The sequence below is a fragment of the Promicromonospora sp. NFX87 genome, from assembly GCF_048564965.1.
In the GTDB taxonomy this organism is placed as follows: Bacteria; Actinomycetota; Actinomycetes; order Actinomycetales; family Cellulomonadaceae; genus Promicromonospora.
This window is the reverse complement of record NZ_CP183413.1, coordinates 1,283,673-1,308,900: the sequence shown is the minus strand read 5'-3', so window position 1 is coordinate 1,308,900 and position 25,228 is coordinate 1,283,673. Positions and strand designations below refer to the sequence as shown.

The window sequence follows — 25,228 nt, the reverse complement described above, 5'->3', positions numbered from 1 at the left end:
TGTTCTGTCATGAAATGCTATCGAGAAGGCTCAAGAGATTGCACCTGTGGATAACCGGGATGAGACATGGACCGGGGGTGGTGGTGCGATCCGGCTCGGACCAGTTCAGTTACGCTCGTGCAGCCGTCCGGCGAGCGCGCCGATCAGTCGGCCGTCCCTGACCGAGCACCCACGACCCGAGGGAGTTCTCCGTGCTGTCCGACGTGGCGCGACGTGTCCGCGCACCTGAGATCGCGCCGCGCACCGCCGACGACCCGACCGAGCTCGGCGGCTACGAGATCCGCGGCCGGCTGGGCAAGGGCGGCATGGGCGTGGTGTACCTCGGCGCCACCCGGAGCGGCCGGCTGCTCGCGATCAAGGTCATCCACCCGGAGAGCACCGACGAACGCGAGTTCCGGGCCCGCTTCCGCCGCGAGGTGTCGGCCGCGACGAGGGTACGCAGCCGCCGCACGGCGGTGGTCGTCGACTTCGACGTCGACGCGCCGAGGCCCTGGCTGGCCACCGAGTACGTGCCCGGACCCACCCTGGCGCACGCCATCGCCGAGCTGGGGAGCCTGCCCGAGGCGGCGGTCCGCGAGCTCGTCGCGGGTTTGGCGGAGGCCCTCGACGCGATCCATCGCGAAGGTCTCGTCCACCGCGACGTCAAGCCCACCAACGTGCTGCTCGGCCCCGACGGGCCGGTGCTGATCGACATGGGGATCGTCTCCGACTCGGACGCCACGTCGCTGACCAGCACGGGCATCCAGCCCGGGACGCCCCAGTTCATGTCGCCCGAGCAGGCCCGCGGCGAGACCGTCACCACCGCCTCCGACGTGTGGTCGCTCGGCGCCGTCGCCCACCTCGCGGCGACCGGCACCCCACCGTTCGGGACGGGCAGCCTCGCGACCGTCACCTACCGGATCGTGCACGAGACGCCCGACCTCGACGCCCTCCCGTCCGGCCTGCGTCACGTGGTCGGCGCCTGCCTCGCCAAGAACCCCGCCGCGCGCCCGACGGCGTCGGCGGTGCTCGCCTCGCCCGCTGACCCGCCGTACGTCGAGCCCGTCGACACCGGACTGGCCGGCCCGGGCCTGGCCGACCTGGACACGGTGCTGGGCGCGGCGGCACCGCCCGCCGACACGACCGCGACGGACCGTGCGGAGGCGCCGGCGCCGTCGGACCGGCTACGTCGCAGGGTCCTGACCGGCCTGGTCGCGGTGGGTCTGGTGCTGGCCGGCGGCGGGGGCGCGGCAGCCGTCGCGCACTTCCTGGCACCGGACGACTCGCCGACGGTCGCCGCACCCCAGGACGGGGAGTCGACGTCGGCCGAGCCGTCCGGCGAACCCAGCCCCAGCGCCCCGAAGAAGCCGAGGGAGAAGCCGTCGGCGTCGCCCTCGCCCGAGGACACTCCGGTCACCACGCCCGTCGACGAGCCCGCCGGCACGACCGAGCAGGACGCGGCCCCGGCCCGGTTCCGGCCGGGCACCGTGGCGATCCCGGCGCAGGTCCAGGTGGGCCAGGAGATCGTCGCGGAAGCTACCGGCTGGACGCCGCGCCCGGCCGCCACGACGTGCGTGTGGAGCATCGGCGGCGAGGAGCGGGACAACCTCGGGTCGTGCACCTACACCGTCGTGCTCGACGACGTGGGCAAGCCCGTCCAGGTCCGGCTCACCGCGGCCCGGTCCGGATATGCCGAGGCGGCGGTGCTCTCCAACGCCACCGGCACGGTGCCGCAGCCGACCGTGCCCCAGCCGAGCTGCTCGGTCCGCATGGACCCCGGCAAGGTGAACTCCGGCTGGATGACCTACTGCGAGGTCGACCAGGACCCGAACGTCACCTACACGTGGTCGTGGGTCGACGTCACTCGCAACGAGACCATCAGGTGGGGGAACTACACGCCCGGCCGGCGGATCTGGATCGGGGGTGGCCGGGCCGGTCACCAGGCGAGAGTGACGGTGACGGCGGAGCGGGCGGGCTACCGTTCCGCCGAGTTCGGCACCACGTTCACCCTGCCCGACGAGTGGGTCCCGAGCGGGTGAATCTCCCGCCTCGGCGGCGAGTCGCCGGGGCAACTGAGGCTAAATCTGCCTCGTAAAGAGCACAAAGGGCCCAACATGGTCCAAGATCAGCCTTGCACCATGTCTTCTTCAGTCGGGTTCCGACCACGCGTCCCGGCAGTACCGCCACACCGACCCGTACCGACGGAAAGGGATACACCCATCATGGCATCGGAGAAACGCCCCCGACGCGTTCCTGCGGTCATCGCCGACATACGCAGAAACCCAGGGTTCTTCCTGGGGGCCTTCGGCCTCTCGGCCTGGGCCTACATCGGCATGTCACACACCATCGCCGCCTATGAGGGGCCCGAGCTCGGCTACGCGCTTGGTATCGCCTACGAGGCACTGGTGATCGGCCTGGCCTGGGAGGGACGACGTCGGGCCGACCGCGCGCTCGAGAGCGGCCGTGAGCCGGCCGGGCACGGTCGCTGGCTCGGCGGCGCGATCGTCGTCGGCGTGCTGTCCGGCGCGCTCGCCGCCTGGCACGGCTGGCTGCTCGGTGAGGGCATCTTCGCCGTCTCCCGCGCCGTCGCCCCCGTCCTCGCGGCCGTCGCGGTGCACCTGTTCTTCCAGTCGGCGTCGAGTGCGCGCAACCTCGACCGGCTGGCGCAGATCGAGCTCGACCGCGAGACGGCCGTGCTGGACATGCTCGACGCGGTGCGGCTGGCACAGATCGCCCCCGAGGACGAGCGTGACGCACGCATCGCGGACGTGAACGCCGCGGTGACCCGGGTCCACCGCCACGTGCCCGCCGGCGTCACCGCGGAGGTGACGCGCCCGCACCTGGAGTCGGAGCGCACGATCCGCGACGTCGTCCAGGAGGCCGCGGCGCTGGCCGGCGAGTGGATGCCGGACCAGAGCGAGCTCGAGCGGACCGCGGCCGACCGCGCGCCGGTCCGCGTGAACCTGCCCGAGCTGGTCCTTCCCGCCGGCGTCCAGATGGGCCTGGCCGTGACCGACGGCGGCGACGAGCACGACAGGTCCGCGCACGACGAGCCGGCCCTGACCGGCCGCACCGACCCGGCCGCCGCGCCCGAGCGGATCCGGTCCGAGCCTGCCCTGACCGGTGAGACCGAGCGCGTGCAGCTGGAACGCAAGTACGCGCCCGTGACGCCGGCGACGGACTGGGAGACGCGCCCCAGCACCGGGACGCTGCCCACGGTCACCGGGGCGACGCCCGCGGTCACCAGCTCGGCGCCGGCGCTCAGCTCGCGGCAGATCAGCGAGATCCGCGTGCTCCGGTGGGAGCAGAACCTCTCGCTCGAAGAGGTCGCGGAGCGGGTCGGCGTCCCCGTCAGCGCTGTGAACAGGTACGCGCCCAGCACCGACGTCCCGACCACGGACACCGGTTCCATGATCGCGGTCCCCGCGGGCCGTTCCTGACCGGCACCCCGTCCGCGAAGTAGAGCGCCTGTCCGCCTCTCCCTGGTGTTACCAGGGAAACGCGGACAGGCGCTCTACTTCGCGGATCTCTGATCAGCCGAAGTTGACGCCCTGCGCCAGCGGCAGCTCGGTCGAGTAGTTCACCGTGTTCGTGGCGCGGCGCATGTACTGCTTCCACGCGTCCGAACCGGACTCGCGCCCGCCGCCCGTCGACTTCTCGCCGCCGAACGCGCCGCCGATCTCCGCACCGGAGGTCCCGATGTTGACGTTCACGATGCCGCAGTCCGAACCGACCTCGGACATGAACGTCTCGGCCTCGCGCACGTCCATCGTGAAGATCGCCGACGACAGGCCCTGGGGCACGTCGTTGTGCAGCGCGATCGCCTCGGACAGCTCCGAGTAGGTCAGCACGTACAGGATCGGCGCGAACGTCTCCCGCTTGACGACGTCGGCCTGCGTCGTCATCCGCACGATCGCGGGCTGCACGTACGCCGCGTCCTCGGCGCCGGGCACGGTGACCGCGGTGCCGCCCACGACGAGCCTGCCGCCCGCTGCCACCGCCTCGTCGATCGCGGCGAGCATGCGCTCGCGCGCACCGGCGTCGACCAGCGGGCCGACCAGGGTGCCCTCGGCACGCGGGTCGCCGACCGGCAGGCTGCCGTAGACCTTGGCGAGCCGCGCGACGACCTCGTCCGCGACCGACTCGTGCACGATCAGGCGGCGCAGCGAGGTGCAGCGCTGCCCGGCCGTGCCCGCCGCGGAGAACACCGCGCCGCGCACGGCGAGGTCGAGGTCCGCCGACGGCGCGACGATCGCCGCGTTGTTGCCGCCCAGCTCCAGGAGGTACCGGCCGCCGCGTGCGGCGACGACGGGAGCGACCTGCTGGCCCATCCGCTCGGAGCCGGTCGCGGAGACCAGGGCCACGCGGGAGTCGGCCACGAGGGCCTCGCCGGCCTCGCGGTCGCCGAGGAGCAGCTGCGAGACACCCGCCGGGAAGCCGGCCTCGGCCAGCGCCCGGTCGAGCAGCGCCGAGGCGCCCACGGCCGAGAGCAGCGTCTTCTCGCTCGGCTTCCACACCACGGTGTCGCCGCAGACGAGCGCGACGGCGGTGTTCCAGGACCACACGGCCACCGGGAAGTTGAACGCGCTGATCACGCCGACGACGCCCATCGGGTGCCACGTCTCCATGAGGCGGTGGCCCGGGCGCTCCGACGGCATCGTGCGTCCGCCGACCTGGCGCGACAGCCCGACGGCGAAGTCGCAGATGTCGATCATCTCCTGGACCTCGCCCAGGGCCTCGCTCGTGACCTTGCCCGCCTCGATGGTGACGAGCTCGGCCAGGTCGGTCTTGTGCTCGGTCAGCAGCTCGCCCAGGCGCTTGATCACCTGGCCGCGCACGGGGGCGGGGACGGAGCGCCACGTCGTGAAGGCCTCGGCGGCCCGGTCGACGGCGGCGGTGGCCTCCGCGGCGCCGTCGCGCTTGACGCCAGAGATCTGCGTGCCGGAGAGCGGCGAGACGGCGGGAAGAACCCCGTTGGTCGAGCTTGTCGAGACCCCGCCAGAGGCCTCGACGGGCTCGACCAGCGACAGGTCGGCGCCCAGCCGCTCCAGGGCGCCGAGAGCGGCGTCCCGCAGCTCGGTGGTCAGCGGGGTGTGGGTGGTGGTGCTGGTCATCGCGATGCTCCCGTTGTGCGGTTGGGCGTGGTGAGGGTGGCCGGGTCGACGCCGAGGGTCTCGGCGGCGCCGGTGAGCGACCTGGCCACCTGGTCGGCGTACAGGTCGAAGGGGTCGTTGAGCTCCCGGCCGAGCGCGCCGGACATCCAGTCGGCGTCACGGTCAGTGCCCTGCTGGCTCGCGTCCTTTGCGCCGTCCGAGGTCAGGTTGGACTGGAAGATGCCGGCCGCGGAACGCGGCAGGAAGTCCTCGTAGACGACGGGCTCGCGGCGCACGCCGGTGCCGTCGCCGTCCACCTCGTAGGTGAACCAGCCGAGGCCCTGGGCCGCGAGCTCCGCCTCCGTCGTCGGGAAGGTCTTCTGCCAGACGGCGCGGGCGATCTCCTGGCGCCGGGCCTCCGTGAAGCCGGGGTCCTCGGCGCGGGCCGCGGCAGCGGCCTCGTCGATCTCGACGACGGCGGCGTCGTACGCGGCACGGCCCTCGCGGGTCAGCGCGATGCCACGCGCCTCGACCTCGCCGAACCGCACGCGCAGGGAGTCGCTCACGATCTCGCCGTCGGCCGTGCGGAAGGTGCGCGGCTCGGCGAGCGCGCGGAACGACGTCTGGCGCAGGAGGACGTCCGGGCCCTCCCAGCGCGGCGGGCCCTGGATCGCGTCGATCATCGTGATGCCGCGGGCCTCCATGCGGGCGTACAGGTCGTCGATGTCGAGCACGCGCGGCGTGAGGTGGTTGATGTGCGTCGAGGCGATGCCGCCGATGTCGGCGGCCACGGCGCTGACGGCCTCCAGCTCGCGGTACCAGGCCTGGTCCACGGGCTCCCGGGACAGCTCGAACGCCTCGGTCGCCAGGCGCAGGAACTCCGCCGCCTGGTCCTTCGGCAGGCCGCCCTCGGCCTCGGCCCGGTCGGCCAGGGCCAGCAGCTCCGGGCCGAACAGCGTGCGGGCGCCGAGGAAGTTCTCCAGGCGCCGCTCCAGGTCAGCGGTGAAGAACCGGCGGTCCGCCGTCACCAGCATCGACGTGAAGACCCGGAACGGGTTGCGCGCCAGCTCCGCGCGCTCGATCGGCCGGAACGCCGTCGAGATCACCGGGACCGAGCTCGACGACGCGTCGCGCAGGTCGTAGAACCCGACCGGCTGCATGCCCATCGCGCCGAAGATCCGGGCGACCTGCGCCATCTCGGTGGGCGTTCCCACGCGGATCGCGCCGTGCCGCTCCGCGGTGACGCGTGCGATGGAGCCGAGCCGTTCGGCGTCCGCCCCGTGCTTCGTCACGAAGTCGGCGTTGACCTCGTGCGACACGTCCAGCAGCGTGGTGTAGGCCGGAACCTCCTGGCCGTACATGTCCGAGAGGCTGCGCGCGAACGCGGCCCTCAGCTGCCAGGGCTCGAGGAACGTCGGTGCCGACATCAGTGTCTCCTTGTCCGTCATGTGTTCCGTCAGATCGTCCGTCAGATGATGTTGGCCTCGGGGCCTCGTCGCCCCGGGCCGGTGGTGGTCGTTCCGGAGGCGTCCGCGGCGAACCGGTCGGCGCTGAACCCGGACACGTCGATCGGGGGCGTGCGGCCCGCGTACAGGTCGCGCACCGCCTCGCCGACCGCGGGAGCCTGCAGGAACCCGTGGCCGGAGAAGCCGGCGGCGTACAGCACGCGCCCCGGCACGCCGGTCGCCTCGCCGATGAGGGCGTTGTGGTCCGGCGTCATCTCGTAGAGCCCCGCCCAGCCCCGCGCTACGGGCACGTCGACCAGCTCGGGGGCGCAGGCTCCCAGCGCGCCGCGCAGCAGCGGCAGCCAGGCCGGGTCGTAGGTGCGCTCGAAGGCGATGGGCGTCGCCGGGTCGGCGATCCCGAGCAGGAGGCCGTCGGGCGCCGCGTTGTGGAAGTAGAAGGTGGTGCCGTAGTCGATGGTGAACGGGATCCGCGACGGCGCCGGTTCCAGCGCAGGGGTGAAGCCGATCTGCCGCCGGTAGGGGTCGACGGGCAGGTCGAGCCCCGCCTTGGTGGCCACGTCGCGCGTCCACGCGCCCGCGCACAGCACGACGGCGCCGGTCCGCACCCGGCCCTGGTTCGTCCACACCGCGACGACGTCGTCGCCCCTCGTCTCGACGTCGGTGGCCGTCACGTGCGTGCGGACGGTCGCGCCGTGGCGCTCGGCCCCCGCGGCGTACCCCTCGACGACGGCCTTGGGGTGGGCGAACCCGTCCCGCGCGGCGTAGGCGGCGCCCCGGTACCTGTCGACGTCGACGTACGGGTTGAGCCGGCGGACGGCGTCAGGGCTGAGCATGCGGCTCGCCACCCCGCGCTCGTTCTGCATGGCCACCGACTCCTCGAAGAGCGTGACGTCGTCGGCGTCCGGCAGGAGGAACAGGTAGCCCGGCTGCTGCAGCCCGATGTCCGCGCCCGGCCGGTTGGCGAAGTCCTCGTACAGCTCGAGGCTGCGGTTGCCCAGGTCGACGTTCGCGGGGTCGGAGAACTGCGCCCGCACTCCCCCGATGGGCTTGCCCGAGCTGCCCGAGGCGAGCTCTTCCGCCTCCAGGAGCAGCACGTCGACGCCGTCCTCGGCGAGGTGGAACGCCACCGACGCGCCGATCGCGCCGCCGCCGACGACCACCACCTCAGCCCGCGCGGGGAGCCTGCCCCGCCGGTCCGCGGGGTGCCGTGCTGAGGTCATGCACGCATCCTGCCACGTGCTCCTGCGAATGCGGACACCCGCCGGAACTCTTCCTGCTGTGGCAGCCCGGACCCGGGAACGAACCTGTCAGACACACGCCCAGGTGTCAGACGTACAAGTCACCCGAGTGACCTGTACGTCTGACAGGTCGGGGCGTGTCTGACAGGTCAGCTCGCGGCGGTCGCGCGGCAGTCCGCGCAGGTGCCCCAGAGCTCGATCGTGTGCTCGATGTCGTCGAAGCCCTGGGCCGCCGCGACCTTCGAGGCCCAGGCCTCGACCGTCGGCCCGTCGATCTCGACGGTCCGGCCGCACATCCGGCACACCAGGTGGTGGTGGTGCTCGCGGCGCGCGCACCGGCGGTAGAGGCTCTCGCCGTCCTCGGCGCGCAGCACGTCGACCTCGCTCGCGTCCGCGAGCGCCTGCAGCGCCCGGTACACGGTGGCGAGGCCGACGGACTCGCCGCGGGCGCGCAGGGTCTCGTGGAGCTGCTGCGCCGAGCGGAAGTCGGCGAGCTCGTCGAGCGCCTCGACGACGGCTGTCCGCTGGCGGGTCATACGTGCGGCCATCAGCGGCACTCCTTCGCGGCGGCCATCGCACGTTCCGTTGCGGCGGCAGGCAGGTCGACGTCGTCGGGCAGGTCTGGATGCGGGTCGTGCGCGGGGCGCCGCCGGGTCAGGAACGGTGCCACGAGTGAGACCACCGCGTAGACGGCGATGGCGAGGACCACGATAGTCGCGCCCGGCGAGACGTTGTACCAGTAGGTGATGGTCAGGCCGGACACGCAGACCACGACACCGACGACGCACGCGGTGAGCATGGTGCGCCCGAACGCGTGCGTGACCTGCTGGGCCACGGCGACGGGCACGATCATGAGCGCGCTGACGAGCAGCAGGCCGACGACGCGCATGGCGACCGTCACCGTGAGGGCGGAGACGACCGCGACGATGATGTTCAGCGCCCAGACGGGCAGGCCGGATGCGACGGCGAACTCCTCGTCGTGGCTGACGGAGAACAGCGCGTGCCGCAGGCCGACCCCGACGGCCAGCACCACGAGGGAGAGCACGACGGTGAGCCAGAGGTCGGCGTCGGTCACCGTGGAGATGGAGCCGAACAGGTACTGCATGAGGTTCCCGGAGGAGCCGCCGGCGATCCCGATGAGGAAGACGCCGCCGGCGATGCCGCCGTAGAACATGATGGCGAGCGCGAGGTCGCCGGAGGTGCGTCCGCGACGCCGGACCACCTCGATGAGGACTGCGCCGATCACCGCGGCGACGACGGCGCCGGGGATGGCGAGGGCGTCGTTCGGCGTCAGCCCCATGCCCGCGCCGACGAGCCAGCCGAGGGCGACGCCGGTCAGGGCGACGTGCCCGATCCCGTCGCCGAGCAGGGACAGCTTGCGCTGCACCAGGTAGGTGCCGACGACGGGGGCGGTGATGCCGACGAGGAGCGCCGCGACGAGCGCCCGCTGCATGAACGGGTCGGTCAGCATGAGCATGATCACGGTCGCACCTCCAGGTCGAGAGCCATGGCTTCGGCGTCCCGCGCCGTCCGGCTGCCGTTGTCGTCGGCGTGCGGGTGCTGGTGCCGGTGTCCGACGCGGTCGTGGTCGTGCCGGGCGCGCGGCGGGGCGCCGTCGTGCACCACCTTGCCGTGCCGCAGCACGACGGCGCGGGTGACGAGCGGCTCGAGCTCGCCGAGCTCGTGCAGGACGACGAGCACGGTGAGGCCGCCGTCGACCAGCCGCTTCATGGTGGCGGCGAACGCCTCCTGGCTGGCGACGTCGACGCCGGCCACGGGCTCGTCGAGGACGAGGAGGTCGGGCTGACGGACCAGGGCGCGCGCGATGAGGATGCGCTGCTGCTGGCCGCCCGACAGGAGGTGCACGGGGTCGCGCACCCGGTCGGCGAGGCCCACCTGTTCGAGGGCGGTGTCGACCTGGTCGCGCCAGCCGCGCGGCGGCCACAGCCGGCGGCCGTGCAGCAGGCCGGACGCGACGACCTCCTGCGCGGTGGACGGGATGCCGCCGCCGGCGGTCGCGCGCTGCGGCACGTAGCCGATGCGGCTCCAGTCGACGGCGGCCCCGCGCCGGCCGGCCCCGAGGGGCTTGCCGAGCAGCCGGACGGTGCCCTCGGACGGCGAGTTGATGCCGACGAGCGCGCGCACGAGGGTCGACTTGCCGGAGCCGTTCGCGCCCAGCAGCGCGACGACCTCGCCGCGGTCCACCGTCAGGTCGATGCCGCGCAGGATGTGGCTCGCGCCCGCACGGAAGTGCAGGCCACGGGCCTCTATGACGGGTTCGCTCGTCTCGGTCACCTGCCTAGTGTCCGTCATTCGCAGACCAGGCCCTCCTCCAGTGCGGCGAGGTTCGCCTGCATGACCGAGACGTAGTCGTCGCCCGCGGCCGTGGCGTCCTCGGACAGGCCCTCCAGCGGGTCCAGCACGGCGGTGCTCACGCCCAGGTCCGAGGCGAGGGTCTCGGTGACCTTGGGGCTCACGAGCGTCTCCGAGTACAGGGTCTTGACGCCGCGCTCCTCGACGATGTCGCCGATCTCGCGCAGGCGGGCCGGGGACGGCTCCACCTCGGGGTCGAGCTCGGAGATACCCACCTGCTCCAGCGCGTACCGGTCGGCGAGGTAACCGAACGCGGCGTGGCTGGTCACGAGCGTGGCGCCCTGGCAGGCGGCCAGGCCGTCCGCGAACTCCTGGTCCAGCTCGTCGAGCTGCTGGCCGAGGCGCTGGGCCCCGGCGGCGTACTCGTCGGCGTGCTCCGGGTCCACGGCCGCCAGCTCGTCGGCGACGGCCTGGCCGACGGTCGCGAGCTTGCTCGGGTCGAGCCAGAAGTGCGGGTCGGTGGCGCCGTGGCCGTGCTCGTCAGCGTGCTCCGCGTGCTCCTCCTCGGTCTCGCCCGCGTGCTCCTCCTCCGCCTCCTCGGCGTGCTCCACGAGGCCGGCGGCGTCGGCGGCGTCGACCACGTGCTGCGGTGCGCGCGCCTCGACGCCCTCGTCGACGGCGTTCTGGAAGCCGGACAGGTAGACCACCAGGTCGGCGGTGCCGATCTCGCGGACCTGCGCCGGCGAGAGCTCGAGGTCGTGCGGCTCGGCGGCCGGGGGCGTCAGGTTGTCGACGGTGACCAGGTCGCCGCCGATCTGCTGCGCCACGTACTGGAGCGGGTAGAACGAGGCGAGTACGGTGACGCCGTCGGACTCGCCGGAGGAGCCGCCCGCGCCCTGCGTCGAACAGCCTGCGAGGGTCGCCGTGGCGACGAGAGCGAGGCCGGCGAGCGCAGCGCCGGTGGCGCGAGTCTTCATCATGAGAACGATTCTCACGCCTGTTGAGAACCGTTGTCAAAGATCGGTGCCGAGAGGTCGGTCACCCCACCGGACGACCGCTGGTTGAGCTTGTCGAAACCTGGTCTCGACAAGCTCGACCACCGAGACCGGACGGTAGGCTGGGCGGACATTGTTTACCGCCTGTTCCCCTGGAGAGACCCTCGTGTCCGACAAGTCAGTGCGCTCTGCGCAGACCGCCAAGCTCGACGCCGTCGTCTCGCTCGCGAAGCGACGAGGTTTCGTCTTCCCGTCGGGTGAGATCTACGGTGGAACGCGCTCTGCGTGGGACTACGGCCCCCTCGGTGTGGAGCTCAAGGAGAACATCAAGCGTCAGTGGTGGCGTTCGACCGTCACGAGCCGTGACGACATCGTCGGTCTGGACTCGTCGGTCATCCTGCCCCGCCAGGTGTGGGTCGCCTCCGGCCACGTCGGCGTGTTCACCGACCCGCTCACCGAGTGCCTCTCGTGCCACAAGCGCTACCGCGTGGACCAGATGCAGGAGGCGCACGCGGAGAAGAAGGGCATCGACGACCCGGACTCCGTGCCGCTGACGGACCTGGTGTGCGTGAACTGCGGTACCCGCGGCCAGTGGACCGAGCCGCGCGACTTCAACATGATGCTGAAGACGTACCTCGGCCCGGTCGAGGACGAGTCCGGCCTGCACTACCTGCGCCCCGAGACCGCGCAGGGCATCTTCGTGAACTTCGCCAACGTGGCAGCGGCGGCGCGCAAGAAGCCGCCGTTCGGCATCGGCCAGATCGGCAAGTCGTTCCGCAACGAGATCACGCCCGGTAACTTCATCTTCCGCACGCGCGAGTTCGAGCAGATGGAGATGGAGTTCTTCGTCAAGCCGGGCGAGGACGAGGAGTGGCACCAGTACTGGATCGACCAGCGCACCAGCTGGTACACCGACCTCGGTATCTCGGCCGACAACCTGCGCCACTTCGAGCACCCCAAGGAAAAGCTGTCGCACTACTCGACCCGTACGGTGGACATCGAGTACCGCTTCGGCTTCCAGGGCAGCGAGTGGGGTGAGCTCGAGGGCATCGCGAACCGTACGGACTTCGACCTGAAGACCCACACGGAGAGCTCCGGCAAGGACCTCGCGTACCGCGACCCGGTGACGAACGAGAAGTACTACCCGTACGTCATCGAGCCGGCCGCCGGCCTCACCCGGTCCCTCATGGCGTTCCTCGTCGAGGCGTACGCGGAGGACGAGGCGCCCAACACCAAGGGCGGCGTCGACAAGCGCACCGTGCTGCGCCTGGACCCGCGCCTGGCGCCCGTCAAGGCAGCGGTGCTGCCGCTGTCCAAGACGGCGGACCTGCTCCCGGCGTCGGAGGCCCTGGCCGCCGAGCTGCGCAAGTACTGGAACGTCGACTACGACGTGACGCAGGCCATCGGCAAGCGCTACCGCCGCCAGGACGAGATCGGTACGCCGTTCTGCATCACGGTGGACTTCGAGACGCTCGACGACCAGGCGGTGACCATCCGGCACCGCGACTCCATGGAGCAGGAGCGCGTGGCGCTGGACAAGGTCGTCGGCTACCTGGCCGGCCACCTCGTCGGCGCCTGAGGCCTCGACCAGCAGACCGACCATGCGGTTGCTGCCAGACCACCACCCGGTCCGGCAGCAACCGCATGGTCGTTCCTGGCGCCCTCCCCCGGTGACCTCACCCGGGTGACTTCGGCGAAATTCGGGTCATATCAGGCGCGCCAGGGGCCTGTTACCTCGTAGCGTGCACAGCCAGCGCAGCCAGCGCTATCCAGCCCCAGAGGTAGGACCCACATGATTCGCCGAACCATCGTCGCCCTTGTGAGCGTTATCGCACTGGCCGGCACAGCGCCCGCATACGCGGCGCCCGCACCTACACAAGCACAAGCACTCCAGGCCGCCTACGCCACCGAGCTCGCGGCCAACGCCAAGCCCGAACCGGTAGCCAGCCGGAAGCCAGTCGTCGTCGCGGGAACCCTGGAGGTACAGCGGGGCGGGCGGTGGTACCCGCTGACCGACCAGGTCATGGCGATCTACTTCGACCCGACCGGCCCGGTCGAAATGAGCAAGGTCGGCACGGTCCGGACCACCGGCACCGGCGAGTACGCGCACAGGTTCGGCGCGACCCGCTCGGGCACGTGGGTCGTGAAGTACCCGGGCAACACCCGCTTCCAGCCCGCCCGGGCGGCCGACTACGTCTGCGTCTACGCCACCGGCAGGTGGCAGTGCCCGGTCTCGCCCTCGAACCCCGACCTCGACTGCCCGGACGTCGGCGACAGGGTCTGGGTGGGGTCGAAGGACCACCACGACCTCGACTCGGACGGCGACGGCTGGGGCTGCGACTCCTACTGACCGTCGGTGATCGAGCCTGCCGAGACCTGAGCCTGTCGGGCACCAGGTCTCGACAGGCTCGACCGGCGGAGCGTCCGACCAACTGAGCGTCCGGCCCGACCGGCGGAGCAGAGCGAGCGGCGTACTGACCACTCTGTGCCTTATGGAACACTTAGGCAATGCTTACCTCACCTGCGGCAGCGCCCGCGGGACGCCGTGAGGGTGCGGAGGCCGTGGCTCACCGCGCCCGCCGCAGGACGCTCGCGCTGGCGACGGCGCTCGTCGCCCTGCTGCTCGTCGTCCTCGCGAGCCTCGCGCTCGGCGTCCGAGACATCAACCCGGCAGAGGTCTGGCGGGCACTGACGGCGCCGGTCGCCGGCTTCGTGGACCACGACGTGGTGCTCGACCAGCGGCTGCCGCGCACCGTCGTGGGTCTGGCGGCCGGGGTCGCGCTCGGCACCGCGGGGACCCTGATCCAGGGGGTCACGCGGAACCCGATAGCGGATCCCGGCCTGCTGGGCCTGAACTCGGGCGCATCGCTCGCCGTGGTGTGCGCCGTCTGGCTCTTCGGCATCACCTCGCCGATCGGCTACGTCTGGTTCGCGTTCCTCGGCGCCGCCGCCGCCGCGGCGATCGTGTTCTCGGTGGGGCGCGGCCAGCCCGTGCGGCTGGTGCTCGTCGGCGCCGCCGTGACGGCGCTCATCACGCCCCTCATCACGCTCGTGCTCCTGCGCGACCAGCAGGCGTTCAACCTGTACCGGTTCTGGTCCGTCGGCTCCCTGACCGGACGCGGCCTGGACACCGTGCTGTGGCTGTGGCCGTTCATCCTGGTCGGCGTGATCCTCGCCGCCGTGCTCTCGCACCGGCTCAACATGCTGGCCCTCGGCGACGACGTCGCGACCGCGCTCGGCCAGCGGGTGGGCACCACGCGCACCCTCTCCGCGGTCGCCATCGTGCTGCTCGCCGGTACCGCGACGTCGCTCGCCGGGCCGATCGCACTGGTCGGGCTCGTCGTCCCGCACGCGGCGCGCCGCCTCGTGGGCACCGACTACCGCTGGGTCATGGCGATCGGCGCCCTCCTGGGCCCCGTGATGCTGCTGGCCGCCGACGTCCTCGGACGGCTGATCCTGCCCCGGTCCGAGCTCGAGGCCGGCGTCGTCGCCGCGCTCCTGGGCGCGCCGGTGCTGATCGCCGTCGCCCGGAGCAGGAACGTGGTGGGAGCCTGATGACCGCCGACACCCTCGACACCGCCCTTGCCGCCACGGTCGCCGACCTGCGCGCCGTCCGGCGCCGCCGGCAGGTCCTCGTCGTGGCCGGGATGGCCCTCCTGGTGCTCGTCGCCGGGACCGGCGCCCTGCTGATCGGCGCCGCCGGGCTGACCCCGGGCCAGGCGATCGCCGGCGCTCTCGGGCTGGGCGACAAGGGCGACGTCTTCATCATCCAGAAGCTGCGCCTGCCCCGCATCGAGGCCGCCGTGGTGGTCGGTGCCGCCTTCGGGCTGGCGGGCGCGCTGTTCCAGTCGACCCTGCGCAACCCGCTCGCCTCGCCCGACATCCTCGGGATCTCCAGCGGAGCGAGTCTCGGGGCGGTGACCGGCCTCCTCGCGCTGGGCATGAGCGGGGTGGCGCTGTCCGGCCTGGCCTTCGCCGGCGCCGGCCTCGTCGCCCTCGCGATCTGGCTGCTGGCCTGGCGCAAGGGCCTGCACTCGATCCGGTTCGTGCTGGTCGGCGTCGGGTTCGCGTACCTGTGCTCGTCCATGGTCGCCTGGGCGATGGCCCGCGCCGAGGAGAACGAGGCGGCGGGCGTGCTCATCTGGACCGTCGGCTCCGTGTCCGACATCCGCGGCGAACAGCTCACGCTCGTCGCCGCCGGCACCCTCGTGCTCGCGATCGCGGTCGCGCTCGTCGCCCGCACCCAGGGGCCGCTCTCGCTCGGGGACGACAACGCGCGCGCCCTCGGCGTGCACGTGGACGCCGCCCGGGTCGGCACGCTGCTGCTCGCGGTCGTGCTCGTCGCGCTCGCGACCAGCGCCGCCGGGCCGATCGCCTTCGTCGCCCTGGTCGCCCCCGCCATCGCCCGCCGCCTGGTGAACGACGGCGGCGCCGCGCTCGTCGCGTCCAGCGCCACGGGTGCGGCCCTGACCCTGGTGGCGGACGTCGTCGGACAGCACGCGCTGCTCGGCGTGGCCGCCCCCGTGGGCATCGTCACGGGGCTCGTGGGCGCCCCCTACCTGCTGTGGCTGCTCGCCACGAACGAGAAGAGGAGCCGATGACCAACCTGCGCGCCGAGGGCGTCAGCCTGGGCTACGAGGGACTACGTGTCATCGAGGACCTCGACCTGACACTGCCGGACGGCAAGATCACCGCCGTCGTCGGGCCGAATGCCTGCGGCAAGTCCACGCTGCTGCGCGGTCTGGCCCGCCTGCACCCGCTCGACGGCGGCCGGATCACGCTCGACGGCACCGACATCACGGCGATGCCCCGCAAGGAGCTGGCCCGCAAGGTCGGCATGCTGCCGCAGTCGTCCATCGCGCCCGACGGCGTCCGCGTCGCCGAGCTCGTCAGCCGCGGCCGCTACCCGCACCAGGGCTGGTTCGGCCGCCACTCGTCCGACGACGACGCCGTGGTCACCACCGCGCTGAGGTCCACCGGCGTCGCGGAGCTCGCGGACCGGCCCGTCGCCGAGCTGTCGGGCGGTCAGCGCCAGCGCGTGTGGATCGCCATGGTCCTGGCGCAGCAGACGGACATCGTGCTGCTCGACGAGCCGACCACGTTCCTCGACGTGCGCCACCAGCTCGACCTGCTGGACCTGCTCACGGAGCTGAACCGCGACCGCGGCACGACCGTCGCGATGGTGCTGCACGAGCTCAACCTCGCCGCGCGCTACGCCGACCACCTGGTCGTGATGTCGGCCGGGCGGATCGTCGCCGAGGGCGCGCCGTCGGACGTGCTGACCCAGGACGTGGTGAGCGAGGCGTTCGGGCTGCGCGCCCAGGTGGTGCTCGACCCGGTGGCGGGCTCGCCGCTCGTCGTCCCGGTGGGCCGCTTCCACTCCGGCGAGTAACGCACCTCACTTCAGGGCTCCCCAATTTCGCAACATCGTCGTTACCTAATGTGGTTAGGGTTACCTCATCTCGACCGGCATCCGCCGGTCGTTCGCCTGAACCCCCAGGAGTAACCGTGCGCCCTCGCCGTTCCCTCGCGGCGGCCGTCGGCATTGTCGCCGCGTCCGCCCTCGCCCTGTCGGGCTGCGCGTCCGAAGCCCCTGCCGCGGACGGCGCGACGCCGTCGGCCGATGCTTCCGGCGCGACCGACGAGTTCCCGCTGACCATCGAGCACGCCCTCGGCGAGACCACCATCGACGAGGCGCCCGTGCGTGTCGCCACGTGGGGCTGGGGTTCGACCGAGGCCGCGATCGCCGCCGGCGTCTACCCGGTTGCCGTCGCCGAGCAGACCTGGACCGTCGGCGAGGGCAACCTCCTGCCGTGGGTCGAGGAGGCCTACGACGAGGCGGGCATCGACAAGCCCACCGTGCTGACCGACGCCGAGTCCGGCGCCTCCGTGCCCTACGAGGAGTTCGCGGCCGCCGAGCCCGACGTCATCATCGCCACCTACTCGGGCATCACGCAGGAGCAGTACGACCTGCTCAGCGAGATCGCCCCGACCGTCGCCTACCCGGAGACGGCGTGGCAGACGCCGTGGGACCAGATCATCACGTCCACGGCCGACGCCCTGGGCCGCAGCGCGGCGGGCGAGGCCAAGGTCGAGGAGATCAACACCTACCTGGCCGAGCAGGCCGACGCGCACCCCGAGTTCGCGGGCAAGACGGTCGCCGCGATCGTGGACTCGCCCGAGGAGGGCCTGGTCTACGTCTACCGTGCCGGTGACCCGCGCGCCGGGTTCCTGGAGGGCCTCGGCTTCGAGACCGCCCCGGCCGTCGAGGAGCTCGCGCCGGACGACGGCCAGTTCTTCTACACGCTGTCGTACGAGGAGCTCGACAAGCTCGACTCCGACCTCGTCGTCGCGTACACGTACACCGAGGAGCAGGCCGAGGCGCTCCCGACCAAGAAGGAGCTGCAGGCCCTGCCCGCCGTCAAGGACGGCATGGTGGTCCAGCAGGTCGGCACCGTCGCGGTCTCCGCGGTCTCGCCGCCCACGGCCCTCTCGGTCGAGTACCCCGAGGGCATGCCGAAGCTGATCGACTCCCTGGCCACGACGCTGACCAAGTAGTCCCCTCCCGCCGAAGTAGAACTGTGGCGAGATAGAACTGTGGCGAAGTAGAACCCTGCTCAGGTTCTACTTCGCCACAGTTCTATCTCGCTGCAGTTCTATCTCGCTGCAGTTCTACTTCGGCGTGGGGGTGTCCAGGGCGCCGCCGTAGCGGCGGTCGCGCCGCGCGTACTCCTCGACGGCGCGCCAGAGGTGGCGGCGGTCGACGTCGGGCCACGGCTCGTCGAGGAACACCATCTCGGCGTACGCGGCCTGCCACAGCATGAAGTTGGACGTGCGCTGCTCGCCGGACGACCGCAGGAACAGGTCCACGTCGGGCAGGTCGGCCAGGTACAGGTACTTCTGCACCGTCTTCTCGTTGATCCGGTTCGGGTTCAGCCGGCCGGAGGCGGCATCGCGCGCCATGGCGGCGGCGGCGTCGGCCAGCTCGGCCCGGCCCCCGTAGTTGACGCACATCGTCAGGGTGCAGAGGTCGTTGTCCTTGGTGCGCTCCTCGGCCTCCTGGAGCACGTTGATCACCGACTTCCACAGCTTCGGACGGCGTCCGGCCCAGCGGATCCGCACGCCCCACGACGCCATGACGTCGCACTGGCGCCGCATCACGTCCTGCGTGAAGTTCATCAGGAAGCTCACCTCCTCGGGCGAGCGCTTCCAGTTCTCGGTGCTGAACGCGTACGCCGAGACGTACTCGACGCCGACGTCGACAGCCCCGGCGACGACGTCGAGCAGCGACATCTCACCCGCCCGGTGGCCCTCGATGCGGGGCAGGCCGCGGGCGTTGGCCCACCGCCCGTTGCCGTCCATGACGACGGCGACGTGGCGCGGCACGAACTCCTTCGGGATCCGCGGGGCCCGCGCGCCGGACGGGTGCGGGAAGGGCGCGACCAGCTCGCGGCTCGCGGTCCGGGCCATCAGCGCTCCACCATCTTCAACGATCGCAACGTTCTCTCCAGGTAGTACTGGCCATAGGCGGCGACGAGGCCGCTCGCCTCCTTGCGGTGCCGCGCGTCGGACGCGTCGGCGGTCACCCAGTCGCCCGCGAGCAGCGAGGACAGCAGGGCAAAGGTCTCGGGCGCGGGCGCGGTGGAACCCGGCGGCCGGCAGCGCGGGCAGACGGCGCCGCCCTGCGCCACGTTGAACGAGTGGTGCGGCCCCGGCTCGCCGCAGCGCGCGCAGTCCTCGAACGACGGCGCCCAGCCGGCCACCGCGAGCGCGCGCAGCAGGTACGAGTCGAGCACCAGGCCGGCGTCGTGGTGCCGCTCCGACAGCGCGCGCAGCCCGCCGGCGAGCAGCCAGTACTGCTGCACGGACGGCTCGTGCTCCTGCGCGACCAGCCGGTCGGCGGCCTCGAGCATCACGGTGCCCGTCGTGTACAGGTTGTAGTCCTGGCTGATGGCCCGGGCGTACGCCCCGATGGTCTCGACCTGCGTCACGGTGTCGAGCCCCATGCCGGGCCGCGGGCTGCGGCCGGTGTGGAACTGCACGTCGACCGCCATGAACGGCTCCAGCCGGGCGCCGAACTTGGACGACGTCCGCCGCACGCCCTTGCCCACGCCGCGCACCTTGCCGTGCTCGCGCGTCAGGAACGTGACGATGCGGTCCGCCTCACCCAGCTTGTGGGTGCGCAGGACAATCGCGTCGTCTCGGTACAGGGGCACGAGAACATCATCCCAGGTGCGTCTGACACTCCGCGCCCCTCGGGGGTCGAGCCTGTCGAGACCTATCGCTCGACGAACCTGGTGCCGTCCGACGACAGCTCCGGCTCCCACACGAACCGGTGGATCACGTGCTTCTCGAGCACGCCGCGGACGATGAGCGCGACGGTCCCCCAGATCGCGAAGAGCAGGACCGTCTGCAGGAAGTTGTTGGTGATCTTGTCGAACCCGGTGAGGGCGAGCGTGGGGATCAGGAACATCAGGCCGAGGAACGCGGGCAGCAGGTGTACGCCTATCCACTGCACCACCGAGAGCAGCTCGACGCGGCGTTCGGCGAGGACGCCGTGGAAGTCCATCACGTTGACCACGTGGTCCGCGCGCCACTTGGCGACGTGCCGGGCGACCGTCCACTGCGCGTCCCTGGCGTCCAGGGAGGAGCTTCCGCTCGGCAGCCAGATCCCGAGGATCTGGTGGATCTCGGCGGGCGTCAGGTAGCCCTTGTCGAGGATCGTCAGGCTGTGCACCGGCGGCTGGCGCGTGTTCGTCGGCAGCACGAGCGCGGCCAGGAACAGCAGGACGCCGCCGGAACCGAGCAGCGCCACCAGCGCGTCCGGGAGCCATGGCAGGAGCAGGGTCGCGGTGGCGAAAGCCAGCGCGCCGAGGAGCGCGCAGACTATGCGGTTCTTCATGGTCATGGTGAGCAGGACTTTACCGGCATCTCGCCCTGGCCAGTAGCAAAGGCCCGGCAGCGATCAGGAGAACAGATCAGAACGACCCATCAGAAGAACAGGGTGTCCCGCCTGCCCAGCGGGCGCGCGACGAGCCACCACGCGAGGACCTGGAGCGCAAGGATCACCGGCAGCACCACGATCGCCACGAACCCCAGCGACGCCATGGCCTCCGGGGAGATGCCGCCCTCGACGAGACGCGGCCACGCGGCGACGGCGGTCCCGACGACGGGTGCCGCGATCATCACCGAGGTGACGATCACCGCCAGCGGTCCCGTCCGGCGCAGGCGCCAGGCGACGACGGCGTCGCCGTGCAGGCGCGTCACCACCACCGCCACGATGCCGAGGGCCAGCGCCGCGAGGCCGTTCCCCCACGCCGCGCCGAGCAGCGCGCCCCAGCTCCCGGCGAGCGCGGTGCTCGCCACCACGAGCACGACGTCCCACACGTCCCGCCAGATCTTGCCGGGCCGCCTGCTGCGCAGCCAGATCCCCGCGTCGCGCAGCACCCACGACGTGATGAGCACGATCGCCACCGGGGACGCCGCGTCCAGCAGGTCTGCCGTGGCGTGCGGGAACACGCCGATCAGCACGCCGAGCGCGGCCACCAGCCACACCTCGCCGGGCACCAGCAGCGGCCCGACGGCGCCCAGCACCACGCGCCGCTCCGCCGGTTCGCGGCGCCGGTTTCCGCCGTCTTGGCCGCGTTCCTGCAGCAGGGTCGCGCCGGCACCCTGGACGGCTCCGTCGAGCAGCACCCACCCCGTCACCAGGACGGCCAGGAGGACTGCCCAGGCCGCTGCGTTCATCCGACCACCTCCGGCTCGGGCCTCACGTCCGGTGTTCCGGCACTCTCCAGAGACTACGTAGCCGGACCGGTCACGGCGACAGGATTCGGGCAGAACTGGGGAAAGGTCAGGGATCACCCCTAGCGCGTGATCGGGCAGGCCCTACCCCTGGTCGGGAGACCTCGCGGGACCGCGCCGGTCGACGTCGTCCCCGCCACCCAGGTCCGTGCAGTCGACGGCGACCGCGGCACGGGCGCGCAGGTACGGGCCGGCGCCCGTGTCGCCCCGTACCGCGTCGGCCAGTGGCCGCCAGTGCGCGCGGCCCACCAGCACGGGGTGCCCGGGCTCGCCGCCGTAGACGGCGCGGGCGAGCGCGTGCTGCGCGGCGTCCGGCTCCCCGGCCACGGCGAGCACCCGGCGGACGGCGTCGGCCCGCAGGCCGGGCAGGTCCACGAGGGAGACGACGGCGACGTCGGCTCGGCTCGTCCCGGCGGGCGCCCCTCCGGACGCCGTCGCCGCGCCGGCATACACGCTCTCGGCCGCCGCGAGGCCCGCCCGGAGCGACGCCGCTATCCCGGACGCCCAGTCGGCGGCGACCACTGCCGTGGCGGTGGCGGGCACCAGCTCCTGCGCCTCGTCGGCCCGCGCCCCGAGCACCACGACGACGTCCGCGCAGCCCCCGTCGAGCAGCGCGCGGCACGCGAGGTCGAGCCAGGGGGTGCCGTCGTCGCCCCGAACCAGCGCCTTGGGCATCCCGAACCGGCTCCCGCCCCCGCCGGCCAGGACCACCCCGACAGGGCCGACGAGAACGGGCTTGTGTTCATCCGGGCGCATCACAGGAACATAACCCCGTTCTCGACTGGCTTGTTATCAACAGGGGGTGGTTGGTCCGGTGACATCATTGGTTATCTTCTGGTGTCATGTGATGGTGTCTGCGGCCAAACCGATCCCCGACGCCCTTCTCGACCTTGCACGTCAGCAAGCAGGACTGCTCTCGTCCGCGCAGTGCGACGCCCACGGCGTGGGGAACGCTCGACGTCGGCGGCTGGTCACGACAGGCCTTTGGCGGCGGCCGACGCGCGGGGTGTTCGACACCGGCGAGCCGGACCCCGGCCTCCACCCCTACGACCTGAGCCGGCTCCGTTCGGCGTGGCTGGCGCTGCTCGCCTACCCGGGCTCGGCCTCGGTCGGAGCCTGTGCGCTCGCACTCCTCGGCGTCGCCGGACTACCCAAGGACCTCGTCCCCGAGGCGGCCTTCCCCGACGGGTCCGGTCGGGAGCCGCGCGACGGGATCGTGCTCCGGCAGTACCGGCGGTTCCCGCTGGTCGCGGTGGGTGGCCGGTTCGCAGCCGACGCCCCCCACGCGCTCGCTCAGGCTCTGCCGCTGTTGGACCGCGAGCACGCGGTGGCGGTCATGGACTCGCTCCTGAACAAGCGGATCCTCGCTCCGTCCGGCTTGCGCAAGGCCGAGCGGCTCACCAGGAACCGGCGGGATTGCGCCAGGACCCACGGCTGGTGGGGTGCTACCGACGGAAGGTCACAGTCCCCGGTCGAGTCCTCGGCACGGCTGCGATGTGTCGAGGCCGGGATCGGGCCCGACGATCTCCAGCGGGACGTGGTCGACGCCACGGGTAAGTTCCTCGGCCGCGCCGATCTGGCGTGGTACCTCGGCGACGGGCGCTGGCTGCTGGTCGAGCTGGACAGCGACGAGTTCCATACGTCGGCGGAACAGGTGCGCCAGGACGCAGTCCGGCAGAACAGGCTGCTCCGAGAGGGACGGCACGTGCTGCTCCGGTTCTTCACCAGGCACGTCCACAAGGGCGATGAGATGACCGACGCCATCCGCTCAGTCCTGACCCGCGAAGCTTGGCTCCCGAACCGCCCGATCCCCCCGGCCCCGCCCCGCCGACGTCGATAGGCAAGCCCGTCGAGAACGGGGTTGTGTTCGCCCAGAGGGGCTCCAGGGAACACAACCCCGTTCTCGGTAGGTCCGGTCAGCGGCCGTAGCGGGCCAGGACGAACGACTCCGCGATCTGCGCCAGGAGGTAGAGCGCCAGGGAGGCCAGCGTCACCACCAGCACGCACGCCCAGACCAGGTTGTTCTCGGACTGGCCGACGGCGTTGACCACCATGCTGCCGATCCCCCGGCCGGTGATCAGCCACTCGGCGAGCAGCGCACCCGTGATGGCGCCCGGCACCGAGATCCGGATCGACGCGAACAGCGCGGGCAGCGCCGACGGGAACGCGACCTTGACCAGCAGGGCGAACGGTCCGCCGCCGTACACGTGCACGACGTCGGACATCTGCGTGGACACCGAGCGCAGCCCCTGGACGATGTTCACCAGGGCGGGGAACAGCACGACGATCCCCGAGACCACGGCCACGCGGACCAGCTCGTCGGAGAAGAGCAGCCGGATGATCGGCGTGAGCGCGATGAGCGGCACCGCGCGCAGGATCAGCGCGACCGGCATGACGGTGGTCTCGACCGGCCGGAACAGCACGATCAGGGCCGCCGCGATCGTTGCCGCGAGCATGCCCGCCACGAACCCGATGGCGGCGTCGCCCAGCGTGATGCCGAGCGCCGTGGCGATCTCCGCGCGGGTCCGGGCGGCGTCGTCGTCGGCGAAGAGGAACTCGTAGACCTCGGCGGGGCCCTTGGCGACGAAGGTGTTGTCCACCAGCGCCACCGACACGACCCACACCGCGGTGAGGATCACGAGCATGAGCAGCGCCGTGCCGAGCGCCCTGCCCAGACCGGTCGCGAGGGCGCGGCCGGTGCCTCCGCCGTTGGTCGAGCCTGTCGAGACCCCGGTTTCGACAAGCTCAACCCGCGTGCTCGAGAGCTCGCTCATCCTCGTCCTCCTCCGGTCGACCACGGCACCGCGACCCGGCCCAGCAGGCCGAACGCCGCGTACCCGATGCCCGCGACGAGCGCGCAGGCGAACATGATTCCCCAGGCCCGCTCGACCATGAGGCCCTGACCGGCGGCGATGAGCGCGGGTCCGACGCCGCGGTCCACACCGCCGATGTACTCCCCCAGGATCGCGCCGAGGAACGCGGCGGGCGCCGCGATCTTCAGCGCGCTGATGATCTCCGGCAGCGCGGACACGAGCTGCACCGTGACGAGCTGCTTCCAGCGGCCCCCGCCGTACACGCGGACGACGTCGAGCGCCGCCCGGTCCGCGGACCGGAACCCGAGCACCGCCCCGACGACCGTGGTGAAGAAGACGGACAGCGCCGCCAGGACGATCGCCGTCGGCGAGGGCTCGCCCGAGTCCGGCGGGCCGAGCACGATGTACAGGATCGGCAGGACGGCGATGGTCGGCACGCAGTAGCTGATGACCGCGATCTGCGAGATCACCGGCTCCAGCCGCGGCGTGAGCAGCACGAGGGCCGCGAGGACGAGCGCCAGGCCGTTGCCCCACGCGAACCCGATCAGCGCCTCGACGACGGTCCCGCCGAAGTTGTTCGCGTAGAAGGCCCAGCCGTCGGCGCCGTACTGCCGGAGCACGCCGGGCGGCGTCGGCATCGACGAGCCGTCGAAGACCGTGACCGCGAGCAGCCACCACAGCGCGACGAGGCCGGCCAGCCCGGCCGCGCCGCCCAGCCAGGCGCGGGCGCGGGCGCCGTCAGGCATCTTCATCGGCCGTGAACAGGAGCTCCGACGCCCGGTCGTGCAGGGCGTGGAACTCCGGGCTGCGCATCATCTCGGGCAGGCGCGGGCGCGGCAGGTCCACCTCGATGATCTCCTTGATCCGGCCGGGCCGCGGGCTCATGACCGCCACCTGGTCGGACAGGAAGATGGCCTCCGAGATGCCGTGCGTGACCATGAGCGTGGTGGCCGGCTTCTCGGTCCAGATCCGCAGCAGCTCGAGGTTGAGGCGCTGGCGGGTCATGTCGTCGAGGGCGCCGAACGGCTCGTCGAGCAGCAGCACCGACGGCTTGACCACCAGGGCGCGCGCGATGGACACCCGCTGCCGCATTCCGCCCGAGAGCTGACCCGGCTTGGCCTTCTCGAAGCCGGTCAGGCCGACGAGCCGGATGAGCTCGGCGATCAGCTCGCGGTCGACGGGCTCGCCCGAGACCTCGAACGGCAGCCGCAGGTTGGACTCGACGGACCGCCAGGGCAGCAGGGCGGAGTCCTGGAACGCGATGCCGAGCTCGTGGCCCGCGCGCAGCTGCTGCGCGTCCTTGCCGTCCACCTTGGCGGTGCCCGACGTCGGCGCCTCCAGCCCCGCGAGGATCCGCAGGATCGTGGACTTGCCGCAGCCGCTCGGGCCCAGCAGGGACAGGAAGCTGCCCTGGTCGGTGTGCAGGGTGACGTCGTCGAGCGCGGTCACCGTCTTGCGGCCCGAACCGAACGTCTTGGACAGGTTGGCGATGTGCAGGCCGGTGCCGGCCCCACCCTCCGGGGTGGG

24 protein-coding genes are annotated in these 25,228 nt (G+C 72.0%); 9 read left to right on the top strand and 15 right to left on the bottom strand.

Annotation, left to right across the window (positions count from 1 at the left end):
• The first annotated feature begins 191 nt into the window (after window positions 1–191).
• Complete coding sequence (locus tag ACNYC2_RS05810; RefSeq protein ID WP_419706113.1) at window positions 192–2,018, top strand: protein kinase domain-containing protein; 1,827 nt, start codon at window positions 192–194, stop codon at window positions 2,016–2,018.
• A 294-nt stretch (window positions 2,019–2,312) separates the two neighbouring features.
• A complete protein-coding gene (locus ACNYC2_RS05805; RefSeq protein ID WP_419706112.1) occupies window positions 2,313–3,419 on the top strand; it encodes a helix-turn-helix domain-containing protein in 1,107 nt (368 codons plus the stop codon).
• Between the two features lie 93 nt (window positions 3,420–3,512).
• Here the strand turns inward: ACNYC2_RS05805 and ACNYC2_RS05800 are convergent, their stop codons facing one another.
• The 7 genes from ACNYC2_RS05800 to ACNYC2_RS05770 form a co-directional block, all read right to left on the bottom strand.
• Window positions 3,513–5,093 (bottom strand): aldehyde dehydrogenase family protein, encoded by a 1,581-nt coding sequence (locus ACNYC2_RS05800; RefSeq protein ID WP_419706111.1) that lies wholly within the window; start codon window positions 5,091–5,093, stop codon window positions 3,513–3,515.
• The gene (locus ACNYC2_RS05795; RefSeq protein ID WP_419706110.1) at window positions 5,090–6,499 is read right to left on the bottom strand and encodes a 2-oxoadipate dioxygenase/decarboxylase family protein; all 1,410 of its coding nucleotides are present in this window, start codon (window positions 6,497–6,499) and stop codon (window positions 5,090–5,092) included. Before ACNYC2_RS05795 ends, ACNYC2_RS05800 begins: the two co-directional genes overlap by 4 nt.
• Window positions 6,500–6,540: 41 nt before the next feature.
• A complete protein-coding gene (locus ACNYC2_RS05790) occupies window positions 6,541–7,758 on the bottom strand; it encodes an NAD(P)/FAD-dependent oxidoreductase (protein WP_419706109.1) in 1,218 nt (405 codons plus the stop codon).
• A 167-nt stretch (window positions 7,759–7,925) separates the two neighbouring features.
• Window positions 7,926–8,324, bottom strand: coding sequence for a Fur family transcriptional regulator (locus ACNYC2_RS05785; RefSeq protein ID WP_419706108.1), 399 nt, complete (start codon window positions 8,322–8,324; stop codon window positions 7,926–7,928).
• Window positions 8,324–9,253, bottom strand: a complete 930-nt coding sequence (locus ACNYC2_RS05780) for a metal ABC transporter permease (RefSeq protein ID WP_419707783.1) — start codon at window positions 9,251–9,253, stop codon at window positions 8,324–8,326. The genes ACNYC2_RS05785 and ACNYC2_RS05780 overlap by 1 nt, the downstream gene beginning before the upstream one ends.
• Window positions 9,254–9,255: 2 nt before the next feature.
• Entirely contained in the window at window positions 9,256–10,089 is an 834-nt protein-coding gene (locus ACNYC2_RS05775) for a metal ABC transporter ATP-binding protein (RefSeq protein ID WP_419706107.1), read from the bottom strand.
• A complete protein-coding gene (locus ACNYC2_RS05770; protein WP_419706106.1) occupies window positions 10,086–11,069 on the bottom strand; it encodes a metal ABC transporter substrate-binding protein in 984 nt (327 codons plus the stop codon). The genes ACNYC2_RS05775 and ACNYC2_RS05770 overlap by 4 nt, the downstream gene beginning before the upstream one ends.
• Window positions 11,070–11,250: 181 nt before the next feature.
• Here ACNYC2_RS05770 and ACNYC2_RS05765 point away from each other — a divergent pair, with 181 nt between their 5' ends.
• The 6 genes from ACNYC2_RS05765 (at window position 11,251) to ACNYC2_RS05740 (ending at window position 17,642) form a co-directional block, all read left to right on the top strand.
• Window positions 11,251–12,663, top strand: coding sequence for a glycine--tRNA ligase (locus ACNYC2_RS05765; RefSeq protein WP_419706105.1), 1,413 nt, complete (start codon window positions 11,251–11,253; stop codon window positions 12,661–12,663).
• A 240-nt stretch (window positions 12,664–12,903) separates the two neighbouring features.
• Window positions 12,904–13,434 carry a hypothetical protein gene (locus tag ACNYC2_RS05760; RefSeq protein WP_419706104.1) on the top strand — a complete coding sequence of 177 codons (531 nt, stop codon included), beginning with the start codon at window positions 12,904–12,906 and terminating at the stop codon, window positions 13,432–13,434.
• A gap of 158 nt (window positions 13,435–13,592) precedes the next feature.
• On the top strand, window positions 13,593–14,639 hold the full coding sequence (locus ACNYC2_RS05755) for a FecCD family ABC transporter permease (RefSeq protein WP_419706103.1): 1,047 nt from the start codon (window positions 13,593–13,595) through the stop codon (window positions 14,637–14,639).
• On the top strand, window positions 14,639–15,685 hold the full coding sequence (locus ACNYC2_RS05750; RefSeq protein ID WP_419706102.1) for a FecCD family ABC transporter permease: 1,047 nt from the start codon (window positions 14,639–14,641) through the stop codon (window positions 15,683–15,685). The genes ACNYC2_RS05755 and ACNYC2_RS05750 overlap by 1 nt, the downstream gene beginning before the upstream one ends.
• Window positions 15,682–16,476, top strand: coding sequence for an ABC transporter ATP-binding protein (locus ACNYC2_RS05745; protein ID WP_419706101.1), 795 nt, complete (start codon window positions 15,682–15,684; stop codon window positions 16,474–16,476). Before ACNYC2_RS05750 ends, ACNYC2_RS05745 begins: the two co-directional genes overlap by 4 nt.
• A 116-nt stretch (window positions 16,477–16,592) precedes the next feature.
• The gene (locus tag ACNYC2_RS05740; RefSeq protein ID WP_419706100.1) at window positions 16,593–17,642 is read left to right on the top strand and encodes an iron-siderophore ABC transporter substrate-binding protein; all 1,050 of its coding nucleotides are present in this window, start codon (window positions 16,593–16,595) and stop codon (window positions 17,640–17,642) included.
• A gap of 114 nt (window positions 17,643–17,756) precedes the next feature.
• On the opposite strand, the gene ACNYC2_RS05735 is transcribed toward ACNYC2_RS05740, so the two are convergent.
• The 5 genes from ACNYC2_RS05735 to ACNYC2_RS05715 all read right to left on the bottom strand — a co-directional run bounded on the left by ACNYC2_RS05735 (window position 17,757) and on the right by ACNYC2_RS05715 (window position 21,644).
• Window positions 17,757–18,554 carry an isoprenyl transferase gene (locus ACNYC2_RS05735; RefSeq protein ID WP_419706099.1) on the bottom strand — a complete coding sequence of 266 codons (798 nt, stop codon included), beginning with the start codon at window positions 18,552–18,554 and terminating at the stop codon, window positions 17,757–17,759.
• Entirely contained in the window at window positions 18,554–19,300 is a 747-nt protein-coding gene (gene recO, locus ACNYC2_RS05730; protein WP_419706098.1) for a DNA repair protein RecO, read from the bottom strand. The genes ACNYC2_RS05735 and recO overlap by 1 nt, the downstream gene beginning before the upstream one ends.
• Before the next feature lie 62 nt (window positions 19,301–19,362).
• Complete coding sequence (locus ACNYC2_RS05725; protein ID WP_419706097.1) at window positions 19,363–19,992, bottom strand: hypothetical protein; 630 nt, start codon at window positions 19,990–19,992, stop codon at window positions 19,363–19,365.
• Window positions 19,993–20,075: 83 nt separating this feature from the next.
• On the bottom strand, window positions 20,076–20,831 hold the full coding sequence (locus tag ACNYC2_RS05720) for a cytochrome d ubiquinol oxidase subunit II (RefSeq protein ID WP_419706096.1): 756 nt from the start codon (window positions 20,829–20,831) through the stop codon (window positions 20,076–20,078).
• 141 nt (window positions 20,832–20,972) lie between these two features.
• A complete protein-coding gene (locus ACNYC2_RS05715; RefSeq protein WP_419706095.1) occupies window positions 20,973–21,644 on the bottom strand; it encodes a nucleotidyltransferase family protein in 672 nt (223 codons plus the stop codon).
• 91 nt (window positions 21,645–21,735) lie between these two features.
• On the opposite strand from ACNYC2_RS05715, the gene ACNYC2_RS05710 reads away from it, so the two are divergent.
• Complete coding sequence (locus ACNYC2_RS05710) at window positions 21,736–22,728, top strand: type IV toxin-antitoxin system AbiEi family antitoxin domain-containing protein (protein ID WP_419706094.1); 993 nt, start codon at window positions 21,736–21,738, stop codon at window positions 22,726–22,728.
• 76 nt (window positions 22,729–22,804) lie between these two features.
• Here ACNYC2_RS05710 and ACNYC2_RS05705 read toward each other — a convergent pair whose 3' ends face one another.
• The 3 genes from ACNYC2_RS05705 to ACNYC2_RS05695 are packed head-to-tail and all read right to left on the bottom strand — an operon-like array spanning window position 22,805 to window position 25,198.
• Entirely contained in the window at window positions 22,805–23,662 is an 858-nt protein-coding gene (locus ACNYC2_RS05705; protein ID WP_419706093.1) for an ABC transporter permease, read from the bottom strand.
• Entirely contained in the window at window positions 23,659–24,453 is a 795-nt protein-coding gene (locus tag ACNYC2_RS05700) for an ABC transporter permease (RefSeq protein ID WP_419706092.1), read from the bottom strand. Before ACNYC2_RS05700 ends, ACNYC2_RS05705 begins: the two co-directional genes overlap by 4 nt.
• The gene (locus ACNYC2_RS05695) at window positions 24,440–25,198 is read right to left on the bottom strand and encodes an ABC transporter ATP-binding protein (protein ID WP_419707782.1); all 759 of its coding nucleotides are present in this window, start codon (window positions 25,196–25,198) and stop codon (window positions 24,440–24,442) included. Before ACNYC2_RS05695 ends, ACNYC2_RS05700 begins: the two co-directional genes overlap by 14 nt.
• Window positions 25,199–25,228 lie beyond the last annotated feature (30 nt).